General features: G+C 42.3%; 19 protein-coding genes. 13 read left to right on the forward strand and 6 right to left on the reverse strand.

The features are described 5' to 3' along the window. Positions 1 to 182: 182 nt before the first annotated feature. The 5 genes from mltB to rpsF form a co-directional block, all read right to left on the reverse strand. On the reverse strand, positions 183 to 1,259 hold the full coding sequence (gene mltB, locus BGI33_RS12390; protein ID WP_100091480.1) for a lytic murein transglycosylase B: 1,077 nt from the start codon (positions 1,257 to 1,259) through the stop codon (positions 183 to 185). Positions 1,260 to 1,378: 119 nt separating this feature from the next. Further along, positions 1,379 to 1,834 (reverse strand): 50S ribosomal protein L9, encoded by a 456-nt coding sequence (gene rplI, locus BGI33_RS12395; protein ID WP_100091481.1) that lies wholly within the window; start codon positions 1,832 to 1,834, stop codon positions 1,379 to 1,381. A 15-nt stretch (positions 1,835 to 1,849) separates the two neighbouring features. Further along, positions 1,850 to 2,080 carry a 30S ribosomal protein S18 gene (rpsR, locus tag BGI33_RS12400; RefSeq protein WP_025330416.1) on the reverse strand — a complete coding sequence of 77 codons (231 nt, stop codon included), beginning with the start codon at positions 2,078 to 2,080 and terminating at the stop codon, positions 1,850 to 1,852. A gap of 5 nt (positions 2,081 to 2,085) precedes the next feature. Then, the gene (gene priB / locus BGI33_RS12405; RefSeq protein ID WP_100091482.1) at positions 2,086 to 2,382 is read right to left on the reverse strand and encodes a primosomal replication protein N; all 297 of its coding nucleotides are present in this window, start codon (positions 2,380 to 2,382) and stop codon (positions 2,086 to 2,088) included. 19 nt (positions 2,383 to 2,401) lie between these two features. After that, a complete protein-coding gene (rpsF, locus tag BGI33_RS12410; RefSeq protein ID WP_100091483.1) occupies positions 2,402 to 2,782 on the reverse strand; it encodes a 30S ribosomal protein S6 in 381 nt (126 codons plus the stop codon). Between the two features lie 338 nt (positions 2,783 to 3,120). Here rpsF and BGI33_RS12415 point away from each other — a divergent pair, with 338 nt between their 5' ends. From BGI33_RS12415 to BGI33_RS12470, 12 genes are all read left to right on the forward strand, one after another. Further along, positions 3,121 to 4,566: a mechanosensitive ion channel family protein gene (locus BGI33_RS12415; protein WP_100091484.1), complete on the forward strand. Its 1,446-nt coding sequence runs from the start codon at positions 3,121 to 3,123 to the stop codon at positions 4,564 to 4,566. Beyond that, positions 4,514 to 4,996 (forward strand): dihydroneopterin triphosphate diphosphatase, encoded by a 483-nt coding sequence (nudB, locus tag BGI33_RS12420; protein WP_257379169.1) that lies wholly within the window; start codon positions 4,514 to 4,516, stop codon positions 4,994 to 4,996. Before BGI33_RS12415 ends, nudB begins: the two co-directional genes overlap by 53 nt. A gap of 21 nt (positions 4,997 to 5,017) precedes the next feature. Then, positions 5,018 to 5,776: an endonuclease/exonuclease/phosphatase family protein gene (locus tag BGI33_RS12425; RefSeq protein ID WP_100091486.1), complete on the forward strand. Its 759-nt coding sequence runs from the start codon at positions 5,018 to 5,020 to the stop codon at positions 5,774 to 5,776. A 152-nt stretch (positions 5,777 to 5,928) separates the two neighbouring features. Beyond that, complete coding sequence (locus tag BGI33_RS12430) at positions 5,929 to 6,528, forward strand: LysE/ArgO family amino acid transporter (protein WP_100091487.1); 600 nt, start codon at positions 5,929 to 5,931, stop codon at positions 6,526 to 6,528. A gap of 310 nt (positions 6,529 to 6,838) precedes the next feature. After that, positions 6,839 to 7,840: a porphobilinogen synthase gene (gene hemB, locus BGI33_RS12435; RefSeq protein ID WP_100091488.1), complete on the forward strand. Its 1,002-nt coding sequence runs from the start codon at positions 6,839 to 6,841 to the stop codon at positions 7,838 to 7,840. A gap of 84 nt (positions 7,841 to 7,924) precedes the next feature. Next, the gene (locus tag BGI33_RS12440; RefSeq protein WP_100091489.1) at positions 7,925 to 9,289 is read left to right on the forward strand and encodes an MFS transporter; all 1,365 of its coding nucleotides are present in this window, start codon (positions 7,925 to 7,927) and stop codon (positions 9,287 to 9,289) included. Between the two features lie 1,275 nt (positions 9,290 to 10,564). Continuing rightward, positions 10,565 to 11,419 carry a ubiquinol oxidase subunit II gene (gene cyoA / locus BGI33_RS12445; protein WP_257379231.1) on the forward strand — a complete coding sequence of 285 codons (855 nt, stop codon included), beginning with the start codon at positions 10,565 to 10,567 and terminating at the stop codon, positions 11,417 to 11,419. A gap of 19 nt (positions 11,420 to 11,438) precedes the next feature. Continuing rightward, a complete protein-coding gene (gene cyoB / locus BGI33_RS12450; RefSeq protein WP_100091491.1) occupies positions 11,439 to 13,424 on the forward strand; it encodes a cytochrome o ubiquinol oxidase subunit I in 1,986 nt (661 codons plus the stop codon). Beyond that, positions 13,424 to 14,035 (forward strand): cytochrome o ubiquinol oxidase subunit III, encoded by a 612-nt coding sequence (locus BGI33_RS12455; RefSeq protein ID WP_100091492.1) that lies wholly within the window; start codon positions 13,424 to 13,426, stop codon positions 14,033 to 14,035. The genes cyoB and BGI33_RS12455 overlap by 1 nt, the downstream gene beginning before the upstream one ends. After that, positions 14,032 to 14,364 carry a cytochrome o ubiquinol oxidase subunit IV gene (gene cyoD / locus BGI33_RS12460; protein ID WP_100091493.1) on the forward strand — a complete coding sequence of 111 codons (333 nt, stop codon included), beginning with the start codon at positions 14,032 to 14,034 and terminating at the stop codon, positions 14,362 to 14,364. Before BGI33_RS12455 ends, cyoD begins: the two co-directional genes overlap by 4 nt. A gap of 9 nt (positions 14,365 to 14,373) precedes the next feature. Continuing rightward, positions 14,374 to 15,264 carry a heme o synthase gene (gene cyoE / locus BGI33_RS12465; RefSeq protein ID WP_100091494.1) on the forward strand — a complete coding sequence of 297 codons (891 nt, stop codon included), beginning with the start codon at positions 14,374 to 14,376 and terminating at the stop codon, positions 15,262 to 15,264. A 95-nt stretch (positions 15,265 to 15,359) separates the two neighbouring features. Continuing rightward, the gene (locus BGI33_RS12470; RefSeq protein WP_218965204.1) at positions 15,360 to 16,742 is read left to right on the forward strand and encodes an MFS transporter; all 1,383 of its coding nucleotides are present in this window, start codon (positions 15,360 to 15,362) and stop codon (positions 16,740 to 16,742) included. 198 nt (positions 16,743 to 16,940) lie between these two features. Here BGI33_RS12470 and BGI33_RS12475 read toward each other — a convergent pair whose 3' ends face one another. Beyond that, entirely contained in the window at positions 16,941 to 18,680 is a 1,740-nt protein-coding gene (locus BGI33_RS12475; RefSeq protein WP_100091495.1) for a cation:proton antiporter domain-containing protein, read from the reverse strand. 336 nt (positions 18,681 to 19,016) lie between these two features. Between BGI33_RS12475 and BGI33_RS12480 the strand changes: the two genes are divergently transcribed. After that, positions 19,017 to 19,955: a Dyp-type peroxidase gene (locus BGI33_RS12480; protein ID WP_100091496.1), complete on the forward strand. Its 939-nt coding sequence runs from the start codon at positions 19,017 to 19,019 to the stop codon at positions 19,953 to 19,955. The last annotated feature ends 37 nt before the right edge of the window (positions 19,956 to 19,992 follow it).

The following is a 19,992-nucleotide window of genomic DNA, read 5'->3' on the forward strand; positions in this document are numbered from 1 at the left end:
TGTTTAATCTGAAACCGACTAATCGCAAATCTTGTAGCACATATCATATATTGTATAGATAGGTTTTGCCTTGATACCATCCTGCCTACCCTCTTTCAATCACCTAGACTGTCTGTGCAACCTGCTGCAATAAAAAGCCACCCGTCACAGCAGGTGGCTGGTGATTCAGTAACAGATTAAATTTATAAGTTGGCATTCGCAGCGGCCAGATTATTGGCAATCTGGCGAACTGCGGCTACATAATGCCGGCTGTGATTATATTGCCAGATAGTATAAAAATTATTCAGACCAAACCAGTAATCATATTTACCGGGAGATTTTTCCAGACGATATAAAACACCTTTTTCCTGATTCCCAATCTGCGCCGGAATAACCACCCCCAGCTGACGCAACTGCCCGGCGGTATATTTCAGCGCAGTAGGCTCATCAATAATTTGCTGTAACTTTGGTGTCGGCTGCATCGCTACTGGTACGGCAATCGGCGCGCCAGACTGCCAGCCGTGCTGTTTCATATAATTGGCTACTGAAGCCAGTGTATCGCCAGAATTGCGCCAGATATCCCGATGACCATCGCCATCCCAGTCTACAGCATATTGACGAAAACTGGATGGCATAAATTGTGGCATTCCCATGGCACCGGCAAAACTGCCTTTAAAGCTGAATGGGTCCTGCTTTTCTTCATAGGCCAGTTGCAGAAACTCTGCTAGCTCACGCTGAAAATATTCTGCCCGGCGCGGGTAATGATAGCCCAGTGTAGTCAGCGCATCTGCTACACGATACGACCCCATCGTAGCACCATAATTGGTTTCAATACCCACTATGGCTACCAGCAATTGCGGTGCAACACCATAGTGTTTTGCTACCGCCTGAATTACCTCAGTATTATTCCGCCAGAAAACATTTCCGGCACTAATGCGAATATTACTGGCATTATTCTGTACAAATGTATACCACGGTAACGAAGTACCTGGTTTATCCATTCCACGGATAATACTTGGCTTGTAGTGCACTTGCCGAAAGAAATTCTCCAGCTGCGCCCGGCTGTAGTGTCCACGCCTGACCTCATTGTCGATAAAACGGTTAACATCACTACGACCCAGTAAATCTAATCCACTATCGGTTAAAGCAAATACCTTTTCTTCCGCAGACAAAGGCACATTTACTGTCGCAACAGCCTGAACTGGTTTCTCCTGTACAGGCTGTGTACTTTGACAGGCAGCCAGCAATAAAGCTGCACTTATAATCCGAACTAATTTCATTATTCTGGTTCCTAGCATATGCTTAATGCACATTTTAAACTATTCTTACTATTAATAACAAAAAAGCTGTCTGGAATAATCCAGACAGCTTATATTTTCCTGATGTGTGTCAGTTGTACTTATTCGGCAGCAGCCACAACAGTAACTGTAATAGCAGCAACAGCATCGCTGTGTAAAGCCACTTCGATTTCATATTCGCCAATGGCTTTCAGCGGGCCATCAGGCAAACGTACATTGGCTTTAACCACTTCCACACCAAGCGCAGCTTTAATTGCTTCTGCAATATCGTGAGTGGTTACAGAGCCAAACAGACGGCCATCCACACCAGCTTTTTGGGCAACACTGATATTCTGACCATCCAGTTTCAGTTTGCGTGCTTCGGCATCAGCCAGCACGGCAGCCTGATGTGCTTCATATTCAGCACGTTTTTCTTCAAATGCAGCCAGATTAGCAGCATTGGCACGCTGAGCTTTACCCTGAGGGATCAGGAAGTTACGCGCATAGCCATTTTTTACATTAACCAGATCACCCAGATTACCCAGGCCACCGACTTTTTCTAACAAAATAATCTGCATAATAAATCTTCCTTATTATTTATGTTGATCGGTGTAAGGCAGCAAAGCCAGAAAACGGGCACGTTTTACCGCGGTAGATAGCTGACGCTGATAATGTGCTTTGGTTCCGGTGATGCGCGCCGGAATGATCTTACCATTTTCAGTAATAAAGTCCTTTAACAAATCAACTGCTTTGTAGTCAACCTGTTTGATACCTTCCGCAGTAAAGCGGCAAAATTTTCTACGTTTGAATGATTGACGAGCCATGTCGTTTAACCTTTATATTCACGAATTTGTTGGATATGCAGTACCGGACGGGAGTGGTAAATACCTTTCTGGCTGAGAAATCCACTGATTTCCACCATAGTTCCCGGCTGATACAGCCAGTTTTTAGCTAAATCACCCAGTGCTTTTGCCTGAATTTCCACTTTTGCCAGATACCGCTGTTGCAGCTCTATTTGCCATGATTCATGTGTAAGCCACATGGTCAATACTGGCAATCCAGCGGGGGTATAGCGTAAATCGTCCAGACTTTTAATCTGTGCACACAGGCATAATTGATTCAGCAAACCAGCCTCAATAAATTAATCAGGCTTCAGCTTGTTCTGCAGCAGCTTCAGTGCTGTTACCTGCTAACAGATTCTTGGACTTCTCGTCTTTCATCATCGGAGAAGCTTCAGTTACCGCTGCGTCCATTTTCACAGTCAGATGACGCAATACAGCATCATTAAAGCGGAACGCAGTTTCAATTTCGTCAATCACTTCAGGTGTAGTTTCAACGTTCATCAGCACATAGTGTGCTTTGTGAATTTTGTTGATTGGGTAAGCCAGCTGACGGCGACCCCAGTCTTCCAGACGGTGAATTTTACCGTTGGCTTCGGTAATCATGGTTTTGTAACGCTCAACCATGGCACCGACCTGTTCGCTTTGATCCGGATGGACAATGAACACGATTTCATAATGACGCATGTGTACTCCTTGTGGCTAATCGATCCCTTTACCATGCGAAAGTGCAAAGGGCAAGGTTGGAAAACCAGCTATTATAAGCATCTTTGCATTCAGAATCAAATAATAGCCCATAGTATCAGTTTTATTCTCCTAAATAACACTAAATAACTGGTTTTATAAATAATTTTATATTATCCGTTAAGCACAAAAGCACCATTCTCTAATATGGCAGATAGGCACATCTGGTTAAAACTACCTTACCAACCGCTAACCATTGCTAAATTTAATAGGGACAGTTTACAGGGTTCTACTAAAACGCCTAACATTAAGGCTAATTTCAAATTCTTCTTTGCCTTACCATGAACAACTATTTTGACTCCATGTTTGCCCGCAAAGAATTTCTGGCACGACTGATAGTCCATAGCTTACAAACCACTTCCGGTTGGCTGGAGCTGGCTTGTGCAGTCATGATTATGCTTAGCACCTACTGGCTTAGCCTGAAAATCCTGTCAGTTGTATCCAGACATACCCAGCAGCAGAAAAACATTCGATTCCCGCTGCTGCACCATCTGTTTTCACGTCTGTTATGGCCGATATTACTGTTTATCAGTACCATCATTGCCATCGTTGTCTGGCGAGACAGTACAGGTGAATCAGTATTATGGTTACAGATCACTGTATTTGCTGCGCGCTGGTTACTGATGATTCGCATCATCATGGCCATATTGCACAACGCAATTCCCAATAACCTGTTTAATGACTACTACGAACGTTCACTATCCACTTTCCTGTGGGTATGCTTCGTACTATGGCTTACCAGTCTGGATACCTTTATCATTCGCCTGCTGAAGTCACTGGCACTGCCTGTAGGTTCAACCAGTTTGAGCCTCTATACGGTTATTACCGGCAGCATTATTGTCGGAATTGCCATCATTATCGCCATGTGGCTATCGCGCATCACTGAACAACGTATTCTCAAAGCAGAAAAACTTGACGTCAATCTGCGTTATGTGCTGGTGAAAATTATTAAAACCCTGCTGGTAGTCATTGCCGTACTGATTGCCCTACCCATGGTTGGCATCAATCTGACTATTCTTTCGGTATTCGGTGGTGCTCTGGGCGTTGGTCTCGGGCTGGGTTTACAGAAAATCGCCAGCAACTATGTATCTGGCTTTATTATTCTGGCTGATCATTCAGTGCGCCCGGGAGACCGGTTGAATATTAACAACTTCACCGGTTATGTCACCAAAATAACCGCACGTTTTGTGGTATTGCGCAGTAGTGATGGTTCTGAAGCACTGATTCCGAACGATACTTTTGTTTCCAATACTGTTATCAATGATTCTTATTCCAGTAAAATCATGTCTACCAACCTAACTATGCAGGTAGCCTACAATACCAATCTGCCTCAGGCACTGGAAATATTGAAGGAAGCGGCTGCCAAACAGGTACGTGTGTGTGATGACCCCAAACCTAACAGCTTTGTTACCAGTTTTTCTGATTCTGGCATTACTCTGTATGTCAATTACTGGATTCATGATCCGGAAAACGGCTTTATGAGTATCAATTCAGCCATTTTGATGGAAATCTGGAACCGTTTTAAAGAAGTTGGCATTGAATTTTCCTTTCCAAAGCAGGAAATACGCATTCTGAATGATGCAGGAGACCCAATTATCTACGACACAATGCCCAAACCGGTAAATAATGTAGAAACAAAACCTACCTATCCGGAGCCATTACCCACTGAATTAAATGTTTCGTCTTCTTATCGCTCTGGACAACAAACGCATCATGACCAACAATAAACACTACAAACAGCCAATATCTGTGCTGGTTGTTATTTACAACAATAACCAGCAGATATTGTTACTGGAACGCGCAGATAAACCCGGCTACTGGCAATCTGTAACAGGCAGTCAGGAGCCGGATGAGACTCTGGAACAGACTGCAATACGGGAACTGGCCGAAGAAACCGGTATTCACAGTAGTACTATTAATAACTGGCATCAGTCGAGTATATTTGAAATTTACCCGCATTGGCGCCATCGCTATGCTCCCGGCGTTACCCACAACACCGAACATGTTTTTTCTCTATGTATTGCCGCAGATACTCCTATCTATCTGGCACCAAGGGAGCATTTACGTTATGTGTGGTGTTCTCTTGAACAGGCAATCGAGCAGGTGTTTTCCCCTTCTAATCGTGCTGCACTATTGCAATTACCACAACACTGGTAATTTAACTCACCGGCCATTTTCATGAATACCATCACCATTGCCACCTATAATATTCATAAAGGCATGTCTGCACTTAATCAGAAAGTACAGCTTTCCCAAATGGCCTCTGCTTTACAGCAACTTGCTCCGGATATTCTGTTTTTACAGGAAGTACAGGGATACAACAGTAAGCGGGCAGAAAACATTCCTGATTTTCCCCGACAACCGCATTACCAGATTCTCAGCGAACAGCTAGATTATCACGTTAGTTATGGTCGTAATGCACGTTATAAATATCGCGACCACGGCAATGCCATCTTGAGCCGTCATCCTATTGTTACCTGTCACAATCTGGATATCAGTGTAAATAATATGGAACAGCGCGGCCTTTTGCACTGCGAAATCAAGCTGCCCCAATGGTCACGGCCTTTAGTGTGTCTGTGCGCTCATCTTAATCTGCGCGAACCCGACCGCATCAAACAGTATCAAACCATTTCCGACTACATTCAAAGCGAAATTGATCCGGCCAATCCATTGATTCTGGCTGGTGACTTTAACGATTGGCGCCAGCGCTCACATGACAATCTGGGTTTGAAGTTAAATATGTATGACGCATTCTGTACTTACCGCAATGCTCCAAAAACCTTTCCGGCACGCCTGCCCATTCTGAGTCTGGACAGAATTTTTACCCGCCATTTAAATGTACTCGAAGCCAAACCTTTAAGCGGCCTGCCATGGCAAAAACTTTCTGACCATCTGCCTTTATATGCAATCATTGCCCCCGAAAATACAACAAAGTAACCAAATCAATTTTAGTATCAGCAAGCTATAGTCCAAATCAGCCAATATATTAAAATCTATTGTGTTAACTACAAATAAAGAAAAAATCTGGAGAAGCAATATTGATGCACAACTACTCTGTTTACCCAAAAATATAATTGGATAAAAAATAAATGTCTGCCTTACTATCTGGATTAGGACTTGGTTTTTCCTTAATTATGGCCATCGGTGCCCAAAATGCTTTTGTTTTAAAGCAAGGCTTAAAACGGCAATATGTTTTCTGGGTATGCCTGATTTGCTCACTGTCAGATACTATTCTGATTTATCTAGGCGTAACAGGATTTTCAAAAGTACTTAAAAGCTATCCTGATATTATTGTCTACTCAAGGTATTTAGGTTCTGCATTTCTCTTTATTTATGGCGCGCGAAATTTTTATTCTGCATTGATACAAAAGTCAGCGCTGAAGCCAAGTCAAATTGATAAAAGTTCATTGATGAGTGTCCTCGGTGTTTGTCTGGCACTGACGTGGTTAAACCCACATGTATATCTGGATACTGTTATTTTAGTGGGTTCGATATCTGTTTCTTTCAAGGAAAATCTCTATTCATTCGCAATCGGAGTGATGCTTGCATCATGGCTATTTTTCTTTTCTTTAGGCTATGGCGCGAAATATTTATCTCCACTATTTAATAAAAATATTTCCTGGAAAATATTAGATTTTATTATAGGAATTATCATGTGGAGTATAGGCTATGGCTTAATATCTATGTGAGATTAAAAAACAATCAGTTAACCAGCTTCTCATACTGTGCCTGCTTTCTGGCTTGATAAAACTAAAAATTGTTTGTATCTATGCAGATAAATTTTATGCAAATATCACCTGAACAGCACATTCATCAAAACAAGATAATCTAGAACAGAAGCAACTGAAACAAAAATATATTCCAGCACATTAATTAGTACTACTGCTTAAAAAGGTTTAGAATAATAAGCCAAAACTCACAAAGCCTTATTGGCCATGGTTTCCAGCTAATTTATTCAGTTGGCTGTATTCTATTCCAAAAAATATCAGGATAGTTATTATGAATTTTCCTCCGCGAATCATGCCTAATACACGTATGCGTCGTATGCGGCATGATGATTTCTCACGCCGCATGATGCGTGAAACCATATTAACAGCCAATGATTTTATTTTGCCTGTATTTGTACACGAGGAAACTGGCCGTATACCCGTTGCGTGTATGCCGGGAGTCGAACGTTTATCAATTGATGAACTATTAAAGGTAGGTGAACGGGCACTGGAGCTTGGCGTACCGGTACTTGATTTGTTCGGCGTACCCAATCCAGACAGCAAAACCGCAGACGGACGCGCCGCATGGGATGAAAATGGCATTATTCAGAAAGCTATCCGTGCCTTAAAATCGCGCTTTCCAGAACTGGGGGTGATGGCTGATCAGGCTCTGGATCCATATACCACTCATGGCCAGGATGGCTTACCAGACGAAAATGGTTATATTCAGAATGATGAAACCATTGAAGCTATTATTAAACAGTCACTGTCACACGCTGACGCCGGTGCCGATATTCTTTCCCCAAGCGATATGATGGATGGCCGTATTGGGGCTATTCGTGAAGCACTGGAAGAAAATGGTTTTATTCATACGCGGATAATGTCTTATGCGGCCAAATATGCCTCCGCGTTCTATGGGCCATTTCGCAGTGCGGTAGGCAGTGCCGGTAATCTGGGCAAAGGTAATAAATATACTTATCAGATGGATCCTGCAAACAGCAATGAAGCACTGCATGAAGTAGCACTGGATATTGCTGAAGGTGCGGATATGGTAATGATTAAACCGGGTATGCCTTATCTGGATGTAATCAGGCGGGTGAAAGATGAATTTGCAGTGCCAACTTATGCTTATCAGGTGTCAGGTGAATATGCAATGTTACAGGCGGCTATTCAGAATGGCTGGCTCGATGCAGATAAGGTAATTCTGGAAAGTCTGCTGGCATTTAAACGTGCCGGTGCCGATGGTATTCTCACCTACTTTGCACTGGATGCAGCACAGCGGCTACGCCAATAGAACCATATAAAGAAATTACACCATCAACGTTCGGTGGAATATATACACGAGGCACAACTCAATATATTCTGGAAAGAATTTAATATGAAGCAATCGATTGACCTGACAGCCTCAGAAAGAAAGTTAGTGTTTGCTATGACACTATCTAGTATATTGCCATTATTAGATAGCAGTATTGTTAATGTTATTTTACCCTCAATTTCGAATGACATTAATACCTCTTATGCTTATATGCAATGGGCTGTTACCATATATATGCTTGCTTGCGCAGCTGGCATATTACTATCACCTTATGTACATGAAAATTTTGGACTCAAGAAAGCATGGGTATGCTCAATTTTTGTCTTTCTTGTTGGTTCTATATTAGTTGGATTTTCATATAACCTGGTTTCTTTAATCTTGTATAGATGTCTACAGGGTTTTGGTGCAGGAATTTTAATTCCTATTACCCAATCTACAATAGCAACTTATTTTGGTAAGGAAAGACTAAAGCCGGTTATGGCATTGATTGCTATTCCATCAGTCTTTGCCCCTGCACTAGGGCCAATTTTTGGAGCAATCATATCAGAACAGTTAAATTGGAGAATAGCTTTTTTTATCAACATACCTTTAGTACTTATGGCTTTTTTATTTGGCAGGACGACAATGCCTGATAATAAAACGTCTAAATACAATATGAATATTTATGTATTAATGACATTTTTAATTGCTTTAATAATATTTTTCATCTCTATTAAAAATATCATTTCTGGGCATTTTTTTGATATTTTTAATATTATTATGCTAGTTTTAGGTATTGGTTTGATGATGGTTTCGCTTATTATTAATAACAAGTCAGACAGTAAACTGATCGATTTAAGTTCATTTAGTTGTATTCAATATTCGTTTGCAATAATTATGGGATTTCTGACGTCACTTATCTTTTTTGGTTTCATGATTTTTTTTCCCTTAATACAAGCAATAAATGATAATATATCTATTACATATATTGGTATGTTGCTAGCTCTACAAGGTGTAGGTGCTTGGTTGGCTAGAAAATTTATTTATGAATCGCTAAGTGAGATAAATTCATTTCTAATTATTGGTGTAGGATTAATAATATCAGCAATAAGTATATTAATAATTCAAGTAGGTGGCAACGCCTTTGAAATTATCGGTTTTACTGTTCGAGGTTCCGGATTAGGCGTCGCCACGATTGCTGTTCTCTCTTCTCCATTTGAGTTCTGTGATAAAAATCAAATTAAGGACACGAGCGCTATCACGCGTGTTACACAGCAAATTGGTGGTGCATTTGGAGGCGTATTATCAGGAATATTAATCAACCTCACTCAACATCAAATAATTTCAATAAACTGCGCTTATCAGGCAATGTTTTTTTTGTCTCTGGCTTTTGGTTTTCTAGCGGTTATTGTCTATATTTTCTTTGGCCGAGTGAATACAAGGATTTAGTATACAAAAAAACGGAACATGTGAATTCCGTTTTTTTTCGCTTATTCAGCGATACTGCTAAGCCACTTATTCAGTGTTGAACAATTGAATGTACTATTAAAGAGTCTCAACCGCTGACGCAGGTTTCAACTTGAATAAGGTATTTTTTCTGTTTAAACTAATTTTCTAAACCACTTATACAGTGTAACGGTATACTTTTCTTGCAGACATTCTTAGCAGTATGATAAAGCATCAACTAAGAAGATTATCCCGTGACAAGACAGCTAAGTTGTGAATTTAAAATAGTGTAGAGCTATGGTTGCATTTAGCTACACCAGCAAAACGGTCAGTTCTCATACTGGCTGGCTTAAGGGCGGATGCAATCATATATTGAAATTGACGCCCACCTGTCCTGCGTTTCTTTATTTTTATGCCAATAGGTGCCAAAACAGGCTTAATATACCTATATCCTTTGTATTAAGTCTTTACACAATGATTGAATTATCTGACTCTACACTTTGCGTTATTACAATTAAAACCGATTTTTTCATTACTTACCACTAATATGGCATGACAACTGCTTTACACTGGTAAGGCTATTGCTGTGTATGAAAAGTAGACTTAAAAAATATAATAAAATAATTGTCTAATCTTAAGCTTGTAGTCTGCTTTCATTGTGCACTTTCATCAACAAAAGTAGTTACTGGCTGAGTGGCATAGATATATTTGCAACACACCATCAATTGCCAAATGCTCAAGTGTTTTTATAATTTCACACTTAAAACAAATATATAAAAGATAAAATTAGCTGTATTAACTTTTACAGGTATATTTAAGATATTTTTTAAAGCAATAATTTATTTCAAAACTAATGATAATTTGATTTAGATTAAATTTTTCATTAGAGACACGTAAACAAGCATTGAATATCAAATATTTATTTTTAATAAAAAAACTGCTTTTGCTACAACAGGAATGTAATCTAATTACAATAATTATATGTTAATAATTGTATTAATATATTAACTTAACAGTTATTCATAGCATTGATTAATTTAATATCGCTCCAAATTTTTTAAATAAACATTTGATTTATATTAAAAATATAATTTACAAAATAAACTACAAACAATTTTGTTTGTTATACCTTAAATAACATATAGCCTTAGACAATATACAGTTTCGCAACATTGTCTTAAAATAGTAGCTCCCGTTTTTTACAAACGTTAATCGTGTTTCCCGTAATGTTGAGGTCGTTACATGAAATTAAGTAAGCTCTCAGGGATAGTATTGACAATGCTGATCGGCTCGCTGCTTTTAAGCGGCTGTGATGCTGCTCTGCTAAACCCTAAAGGCCATATAGGTCAGGAAGAACGCTCGCTGATACTGATAGCCATAGGCTTGATGTTGATAGTCGTTATTCCGGTGATTATCATGGCGATTCTATTCTCTCTGAAATATAAAGAGGGTAGTAATGCCAAATATTCACCGAAATGGGCGCATTCCAATAAACTCGAGGCCATAGTTTGGGGTATTCCTATCCTGATTATTCTCATTCTGGGGACAATCACATGGAAAACCACTCACTCTCTGGACCCTTACCGTCCGCTGGAAAGTGACAAGAAGCCGGTGGTTATTGAAGTAATTTCATTAGACTGGAAATGGTTGTTTATCTACCCAGAACAGGGTATTGCCACTGTTAATGAAATTGCTTTCCCGAAAGATACCCCGGTAGAATTCAAAATCACTTCCAATACAGTGATGAATTCATTCTTTATTCCCCAGCTGGGCAGCCAGATTTACGCTATGGCCGGTATGCAAACCAAGCTTCATCTGATTGCTGATACTGCCGGTGAATACAAGGGTATTTCATCAAGCTACAGCGGTGCCGGTTTCTCTGGTATGAAATTTACTGCCATTGCTACACCGGACGAAGCCAGCTTCAATCAGTGGGTGGATAAGGTGAAACAGTCACCCAATACACTTAATGACATGGCTTCATTCAACAAACTGGCTGCGCCAAGTGAATTCCACAAGGTGGAATATTTCTCCAGCGCAAATCCGAGTTTGTACGGCAATGTGATTGCTAAATTTGCCAATCACAATATGCCTGCTGCTCTACAGGCCAGTGCTGCCAGCAGTGCTGAGTAAGCTTGCGAGGAAATAAACAATGTTCGGAAAATTATCTTTAGATGCGATACCGTTCCATGAACCTATTGTCATGGTAACGATTACAGCTATCATCGTCATTGGCTTGGCGCTGGTAGGTGCAATTACGTATTTTCATAAATGGGGCTATCTGTGGAAAGAATGGATTACCACAGTTGACCATAAACGTATCGGTATCATGTATATCATTGTCGCAATAGTGATGTTGGTACGTGGTTTTGCTGATGCGGTTATGATGCGTGGCCAGCAGGTACTTGCCTCTTCCGGTACCAGTGACGGCTTTTTGCCGCCTCATCACTATGATCAGATTTTCACCGCCCATGGTGTAATCATGATTTTCTTTGTGGCGATGCCTTTTGTTATCGGCTTGATGAACTTTGTCATTCCGTTACAGCTTGGTGCGCGTGATGTGGCTTACCCATTCCTGAATAATCTGGGTTTCTGGTTTACTGCCGTTAGTGTAGTACTAGTTAACCTTTCTCTGGGTCTGGGTGAGTTTGCCCAAACTGGCTGGCTGGCCTATCCGCCTTTGTCTGGTCTGGAATTCAGCCCGGGTGTAGGTGTGGATTACTGGATATGGAGCTTACAGATATCGGGAATCGGGACTACAGTTAGCGCAGTTAACTTTATCGCTACCATCCTGAAAATGCGTGCTCCTGGCATGACCATGATGAAAATGCCTATTTTCTGCTGGGCATCTTTCTGTAGCAACATTCTGATTCTGACTTCTTTTCCGATTCTGACTGCGTCTGTAGCCATGCTGACATTGGACCGTTACCTCGGTACCCATTTCTTTACCAATGAACTGGGCGGTAACATGATGATGTACATCAATCTGATCTGGGCGTGGGGTCACCCGGAAGTGTATATTCTGATACTGCCGATATTTGGTGTGTATTCAGAAGTTACTGCTACTTTCTCTCGCAAAACCATGTTTGGTTATACCTCTATGGTATGGGCAACCGTGTGTATTACCATCCTGTCATTCATCGTATGGCTGCACCACTTCTTTACCATGGGTTCAGGAGCCAATGTCAACGCGTTCTTCGGTATCGCCACCATGATTATTTCCATCCCTACTGGGGTGAAAATCTTCAACTGGCTGTTTACCATGTATGAAGGCCGCATTTCTTTCCATGTACCAATGCTGTGGACTGTAGGCTTTATTATTACCTTCTCAGTTGGTGGTATGACAGGCGTGCTGCTGGCCGTACCGGGTGCTGACTTCGTACTGCATGGCAGTTTATTCCTGGTTGCCCACTTCCATAACACCATTATTGGTGGTGTGGTATTTGGTCTGTTTGCTGCTCTCAATTACTGGTTCCCCAAAGCATTTGGCTTCAAGCTGGATGAAAAATGGGGTAAGCGCGCTTTCTGGTGCTGGTTTATCGGCTTCTTTGTGGCATTCATGCCATTATATGCACTGGGCTTCATGGGTATGACCCGTCGTCTGAGCCAGCACATTGATCCGGCTTTCCACAATTTACTGTGTGTAGCCGCTGTTGGTGCTGCCATCATTGCTCTGGGTGTGGCCTGCATGGTGATTCAGGTTGTTGTTTCCTGTCTGCATCGCAAGGAAAATCTTGATGTTACTGGTGACCCATGGGATGGTCGTACACTGGAATGGTCTACTTCTTCTCCAGTACCTTTCTACAACTTCGCTGTGCAGCCACAGGTTGAAAGCCGTGATGCATTCTGGGACGAAAAAGAAAAAGGTATTGCTTACAAGAAACCAGCTAAATATGAAGAAATTCATATGCCGAAAAACACTGCTGCCGGTTTAGTTATCGGGGTATTCTCGCTGATTTTCGGTTTTGCCATGATCTGGCATATCTGGTGGATGGCTATCGTTGGCTTCGCTGGCATGATTATTAGCCTCATTGCCAAGAGCTTTGATACGGACGTGGATTACTATGTGCCGGTTGCTGAAATTGAAGCTATTGAAAGCAAACGTTTTGATGAATTAACTAAAGCAGGACTGAAATAATGTCAACTGAAACCTTGATTCACGGTAAGACGTCTGAACACGCTCACCACGACAACGGTTCACTGAAGGTATTCGGGTTCTGGATTTACCTGATGAGTGACTTGATTTTGTTCTCCTGTCTGTTTGCCACCTATATCGTGCTCCTGCCGGGCACGGCAGGTGGTCCAAGCGGCAAGGACATTTTCGAGCTGCCTTTTGTGCTGGTAGAAACTTTTGCTCTTTTATTGAGTTCCATTACCTACGGTTTTGCCGTGCTGGCAATGAATCGCAATAAGCAGAGTCAGGTTTTATTATGGCTGGTTATTACCTTTGTATTCGGTGCCTGCTTCATTGGTATGGAATTATATGAATTCCATCATCTGATTACACACGGTATGGGACCTGACCGTAGTGGCTACCTCTCTGGCTTCTTTGCACTTGTGGGTACCCATGGCTTGCACGTTACTGCCGGTTTGATCTGGATGGCTGTGATGATGATTCAGGTAGCTTCACGTGGCTTAACCAGTGTTAACCGCATGCGTATCAACTGCCTGAGCCTGTTCTGGCACTTTCTGGACATCGTGTGGATTTGCGTGTTCTCAATTGTATATCTGATGGGGGTAGCGTTATGAGTCATTCAAACCATCAAGACCATATCCCACAACATGGCAGTTCTAAAAACTATATCATTGGTTTTATCCTGTCGGTGGTATTAACCCTGATTCCGTTTCTAATGGTAATGAATCAATCTGCAGATAGAACAACTCTGTTTGCTGTGATTGTCATTACTGCTGTTTTGCAGCTTCTTGTTCAGCTGGTATGTTTCCTCCATCTGGGCAGTAATCCTGAAGAACGCTGGAATCTGATTTCATTTATCTTCACCGCGATTGTGATTGTATTGTTGGTAGGCCTTTCCATCTGGATTATGTGGAGCCTCAATGCAAACATGGTGTTAGGTTAAAGGCAGTTCATGATTAAGCCATACCTGCAAGTAACAAAACCAGGTATTATCGTCGGCAACCTTATTTCGGTTGTCGGCGGGTTTTTGCTGGCTGCCAAAGGCAGCATAAACGGCTACCTGCTTATTCTTACCCTGTTGGGCGTGTCTTTGGTTGTGGCTTCCGGCTGTGCGTTTAATAACCTGATTGACCGCGATATTGATCCGAAAATGGAACGTACCAAGAATCGTGCGCTGGCGCGAGGACTGGCCTCTGCGCGTGTTACCTTTGCGTTGGCTACGATATTGGGTATTGCCGGATTTGCTGTACTTTATTTTGGCGCAAATCCGCTGGCCATGTGGTTATCCGTTATGGGCTTTGTGGTTTATGTAGGGATTTATAGTCTCTATATGAAACGACATTCCGTTTACGGAACATTAATCGGCAGTCTATCAGGTGCCGCACCACCAGTTATCGGTTATTGTGCAGTGAGCAATAATTTTGATGCGGGTGCACTTATTCTGCTGGCGATTTTCAGTTTCTGGCAGATGCCACATTCCTATGCAATTGCAATTTATCGCTTTAAGGATTATCAGGCCGCCAATATTCCGGTTTTACCGGTTGTAAAAGGCATTGCGGTAGCAAAACACCATATCACTTTTTATATTATTGCCTTTATGTTTGCAACATTGATGCTGTCTATCGGAGGCTACGCCGGATATAAATATCTGATAGTGGCTGCGGCTGTCAGCATGTGGTGGCTATGCATGGCATTATCTGGTTATAAAGCCCAGAATAATGACCGTATATGGGCACGCAAACTATTTGTGTTTTCGATTATTGCTATCACTACTTTAAGTATAATGATGTCGGTAGACTTTATGACTCCGGCTTCACCAACTGTATTAAGTCTGGCTGGCTGATATCCTGAACATAAATACATAACAATACGCAAACCACCCAACCTGCCTTTGTTTCTTTTACAATAGGCAGGTTTTTCTTTTAAGCTGTATTCAAAATGAATTCCAAGAATAATGATACGCAAATGAATTTTGCCGAAAGGCGTGCAACCTGGGGACTAGGGGCAGTTTTTTCACTGCGCATGCTGGGTATGTTTATGGTATTGCCAGTTCTGACTACCTATGGCATGACATTACAGGGTGCCAGTGAAAGCCTGATTGGGCTGGCAATCGGAATTTATGGTCTGATGCAGGCAATTTTACAGATTCCGTTTGGCTTATGGTCTGACCGTTTTGGCCGCAAACCTTTAATTGTTGGCGGCTTATTGATTTTTACTCTGGGCAGTATCATTGCTGCTTTAACGACCTCCATATGGGGGATAATTCTGGGGCGCGCTTTACAGGGCAGCGGCGCCATTGCGGCAGCAGTAATGGCTTTGCTATCAGATCTCACCCGTGAACAGAATCGCACCAAAGCCATGGCTTTTATCGGCATCAGCTTCGGCATCACTTTTGCGATTGCTATGGTATGCGGGCCGATAATCACACATGCGATAGGTTTGCATGGTTTATTCTGGGTAATCGCAGCACTGGCACTGGCCGCTATTGTGCTTACTCTATTTTTTGTTCCTGACAGCAGCGTCCATATTCTTAACCGTGATTCAGGTATGGTACGTGGCAGCTTTGGTACTGTGTTGCGTAATCATTCGCTGTTTAAGCTGAACATCGGTATTTTTTGTATGCATTTCCTGCTGATGTCAACTTTTGTTGCCCTGCCGGTGCAACTGGAGCTCTCAGGCTTTCCTGCGGCCAGACACTGGCAGATTTATCTATATACGATGCTGATTGCTTTCATTACTGTTCTGCCACCAATCATTTATGCTGAAAGCAAACGAAAAATGCGGCGGGTATTTATCTTTTGCGTTGCCGTGCTGCTAATTGCTGAAGCTATATTGTGGCTGGCTGACACTTCCTTCTGGCCACTGGTTGTAGGTGTTTTATTGTTCTTTATTGCTTTTAATCTGATGGAAGCACTCCTGCCCTCATGGGTAAGTAAAGAAGCACCAGCAGGTTATAAAGGCACGGCAATGGGTATCTATGCTACGGGTCAGTTTCTGGGCGTAGCCTGTGGTGGCACAACTGGCGGCTGGCTGGCAGCACATACTGGTGCGCATACGGTATTCTTATTCGGTATCGGATTAACTTTTGCATGGCTGTTGCTTAGTTTTACCATGCGGGAACCGCCCTATTTAGCCAGCCTGCGCTTAACTCTGGATAGTAAACAAACTTTGCCCGACAATGCTCAGCAGCAATTAATGCAAATGGCTGGAGTACATCAGGTTTTGATTGTGCCAGAAGAGCACAGTATCTATATCAAAATTGACAGTAAAATCACTAGCCGTAATCAACTGGAAACGTTTATCAGCACTATTACAGAATAAATAAAAACAGGCATAAGGCAGTAATCATTAATATTACCAGCCTATGCCTGTTTATTGAGTACTACCGAACAGGTTGCAAAAAAATTTTCAGATTTTCCTGCTAACTTTATCGCAATTTATACTCAAATCCGGTGAAGTTTTACACTGAGCAAAATCTATCTGCATAATTTCCGTTTCTGTGCCCGTATTGATCCTGCACTAAGTGATTGATGCCTGATCGAATACATGCATGATTTCATTGGCTAATACAATCTGGCTGTCGACGACCTTAGTTGCACCTGCCTGAATAAATAACTGTTTGTCTTGCTCGTATCTGCTGAAAGTTACTATTTGTAGCTGCGGATTGAGCGCTATCGCCGCTCTGATAATCGACTCTACCTCGGTTTTATTCTGAATAGTAATAATCAGTTTTTTGGCCTGAGCCACAAATACAGCATCCAGCATACCATCTGATAATGCGTGCCCATAAGCTACGGGTATCTGGCGTGCACGCAATTGGGTGACTACCTCAAGGCGGTTTTCCTGTACATACACGGTTTCATTCTGTGCCTGCAAATGCCTGATTACCTCCTGACCAACCGGACCAGCACCGACAAGTACTGTATGATTGCTTACAGGAGGAGCCACTGCCATGTCTTCATCAATAAAATAAATCGATACCGGTTTAATTGGTGCCGCCACTTTTGCATGGGGCTTATCTGACAACATGCCGCTATCAGGCACACTGGCTGTTGCTACTGTTTCCTGCTGGAATTGTTTTTTCACATAACGATTCAGCCAGACAAATAAAAATGGATTACAGATAATTGAAATCAGGGCACTGCCCAGAATCAGGTCACTGGCCAATGGTGGCAGAATGTTGTATACCGCCCCCAGACTGGCAATCATAAAGGAGAATTCACCAATCTGTGCCAATGCCACTGCGATTGTCAGTGCAGTTTGTGGCGGATATCCGAATACGCGCACAATCAGAAATGCCCCCAGACTTTTGCCTATGACCACCACCAGCAGGGTTGCCAATAGCAATAATGGTTCACGAATAATAATACTGGGGTCAAACAGCATGCCTACTGAAACAAAAAACAGTACGGTAAAAAATTCGCGCAAGCCACTGGAAGCATCTTCAGCAGTATGGTTCATGCTGGTTTCACTGATAATGGCGCCAGCAAAAAAGGCGCCCAGTGCAAAAGATACGCCAAAAAGATAATTTGCCAGTATGGCACAGCCCAAAGCAACGGCAATCACGGCCAGCCGGAAAAGCTCAGGACTACCGGTGCCAACCACCCGCTGTAACGACCATGGAATCAGTCTGCGCCCGAGAAACAGCATCACTAGGACAAAGGCGATAATCTGGACACTGGTTTTGCCAAGCAAGTAAAGCAGATTAGCACCTGAAACACTACCCTGCCCGGATAGAACCGGTGCCAGTGCTGGAATCATCACCAGCACAAATACCATGGCTATGTCTTCAACAATCAGCCAGCCGGTAGCAATTCGTCCCTGAGAAGAATCGCCCAGATGCCAGCGTTGCAAAGCCGCTATCAGCACAACGGTAGAAGCACATGATAGTGCCAGCCCAAACACTACGCCCGCACCGGTACTCCAGCCGGCCAGCCAGGCCAGTAGCCAGCCCAGCAGGGTAGCCAGCGCTATCTGAATCAGCGCACCCGGTATGGCCACACGTTTTACAGCCAGTAAATCACGGATAGAAAAATGCAGCCCCACTCCGAACATCAGCAAAATCACGCCCAGCTCAGCCAGCTGCTGCGACAAGTGCATATCAGCAGTAAAGCCTTTGGTATAAGGGCCAACGATTATGCCTGCCAGCAAATAACCAACGAGTGGAGGCATACGCAGTTTATGCGCGATATAGCCAAGTACAAAGGCAAAAAATAAACCACCAACGATGGTTTCAACCAGTGGAAATGAGTGATGCATTGCTTTCCCAGAGTAATAATTAGTAATAGTAAATAATCTATACTAGCGAAAAAATCCCAACAAATAAAAGCTTTTATAAGATTTTAGGTTATAATTATTGTTTCTTATCCAGATTTTTCATATCTTATGCTTAAATAGCCCTATTTATTTACTGCGTTGCTGAAAAGGGTAACTAAGATGGCCAGATTTGTTACCAGAGTTAATCAGCCAGACTGAAAAAGGTTATATTGCGGTTTTTTCCGGAACACGGTTAACAATATTTAATTTTATGCCTGTTTTGTACTTAATAACGCTTGTTAATTTCACTATAATATTGGTTTAGGAAAGTATTTATTAATGACAATAGACCGAATACCGCCGGTTGTAGCCAATCCGGGTAGAAGCGCATTATTTATTACCCTTGGCATTCAGGATAATGATGCGGCCATTGCCAGATTGCTTGAATTCATCACCGGTTTCTCAGCTTTAGTACGCAGTATGCATGGCCGTTTTCACGATGAAAACTTCAATGCATTAATGGGGATTGGTTCGGATGCATGGGACAAATTACGCCCGGGAAAACCGAAACCAAAAGAGTTAGTGCCCTTTACCGCTATCAAAGGCGCCAGACACACAGCCGTAGCCACACCAGGCGATTTGTTTTTTCATATTCGCGCAGACCGTCAGGATATTTGTTATGAAATGGCTGCAATGATTCATGAATTGCTGGCAGACGCTACTTATTCTATTGATGAAGTAAGTGGCTTTCGTTATCTTGATGGACGCGCCATTATTGGTTTTGTTGATGGTACGGAAAATCCGGAAGATACAATCAGAACTGATTATGCACTGGTAGGTGATGAAGACCCGTTGTTCCGCAATGGTAGCTATGCCTTTACCCAGAAATATCTGCATAATATGCAGACGTGGCGGCAATTATCAGTGGAAGAGCAGGAAAAAGTCATTGGCCGCCGCCGTTTCAATGATATTGAACTGTCTGATGAGGAAAAACCGCCAACGGCACATAACAATGTCAGTAAAGCTTATGATGCTGAAGGCAATGAGCTGAAAATTGTTCGCGCCAATGTTGCGTTTGCTCATCCATCGAAAAATGAGTATGGCACGTTTTTTATCGGTTATGCACGTTCTTTTGCGGTAACACGCCAAATGCTGCAACATATGTTTACAGGTAATGCCGAAGGGCATGTAGACCGCCTGCTGGATTTCAGTACCCCGGTTAGCGGCAGCCTGTATTTTATTCCGGCACCGGATTTGCTGGATGAATTTGATTCGTAGGTTACTATTGCATGTTTTGATTCAAGGGGAACTTGCT

Source organism: Snodgrassella alvi (genome assembly GCF_002777425.1).
In the GTDB taxonomy this organism is placed as follows: domain Bacteria; phylum Pseudomonadota; class Gammaproteobacteria; order Burkholderiales; family Neisseriaceae; genus Snodgrassella; species Snodgrassella alvi_B.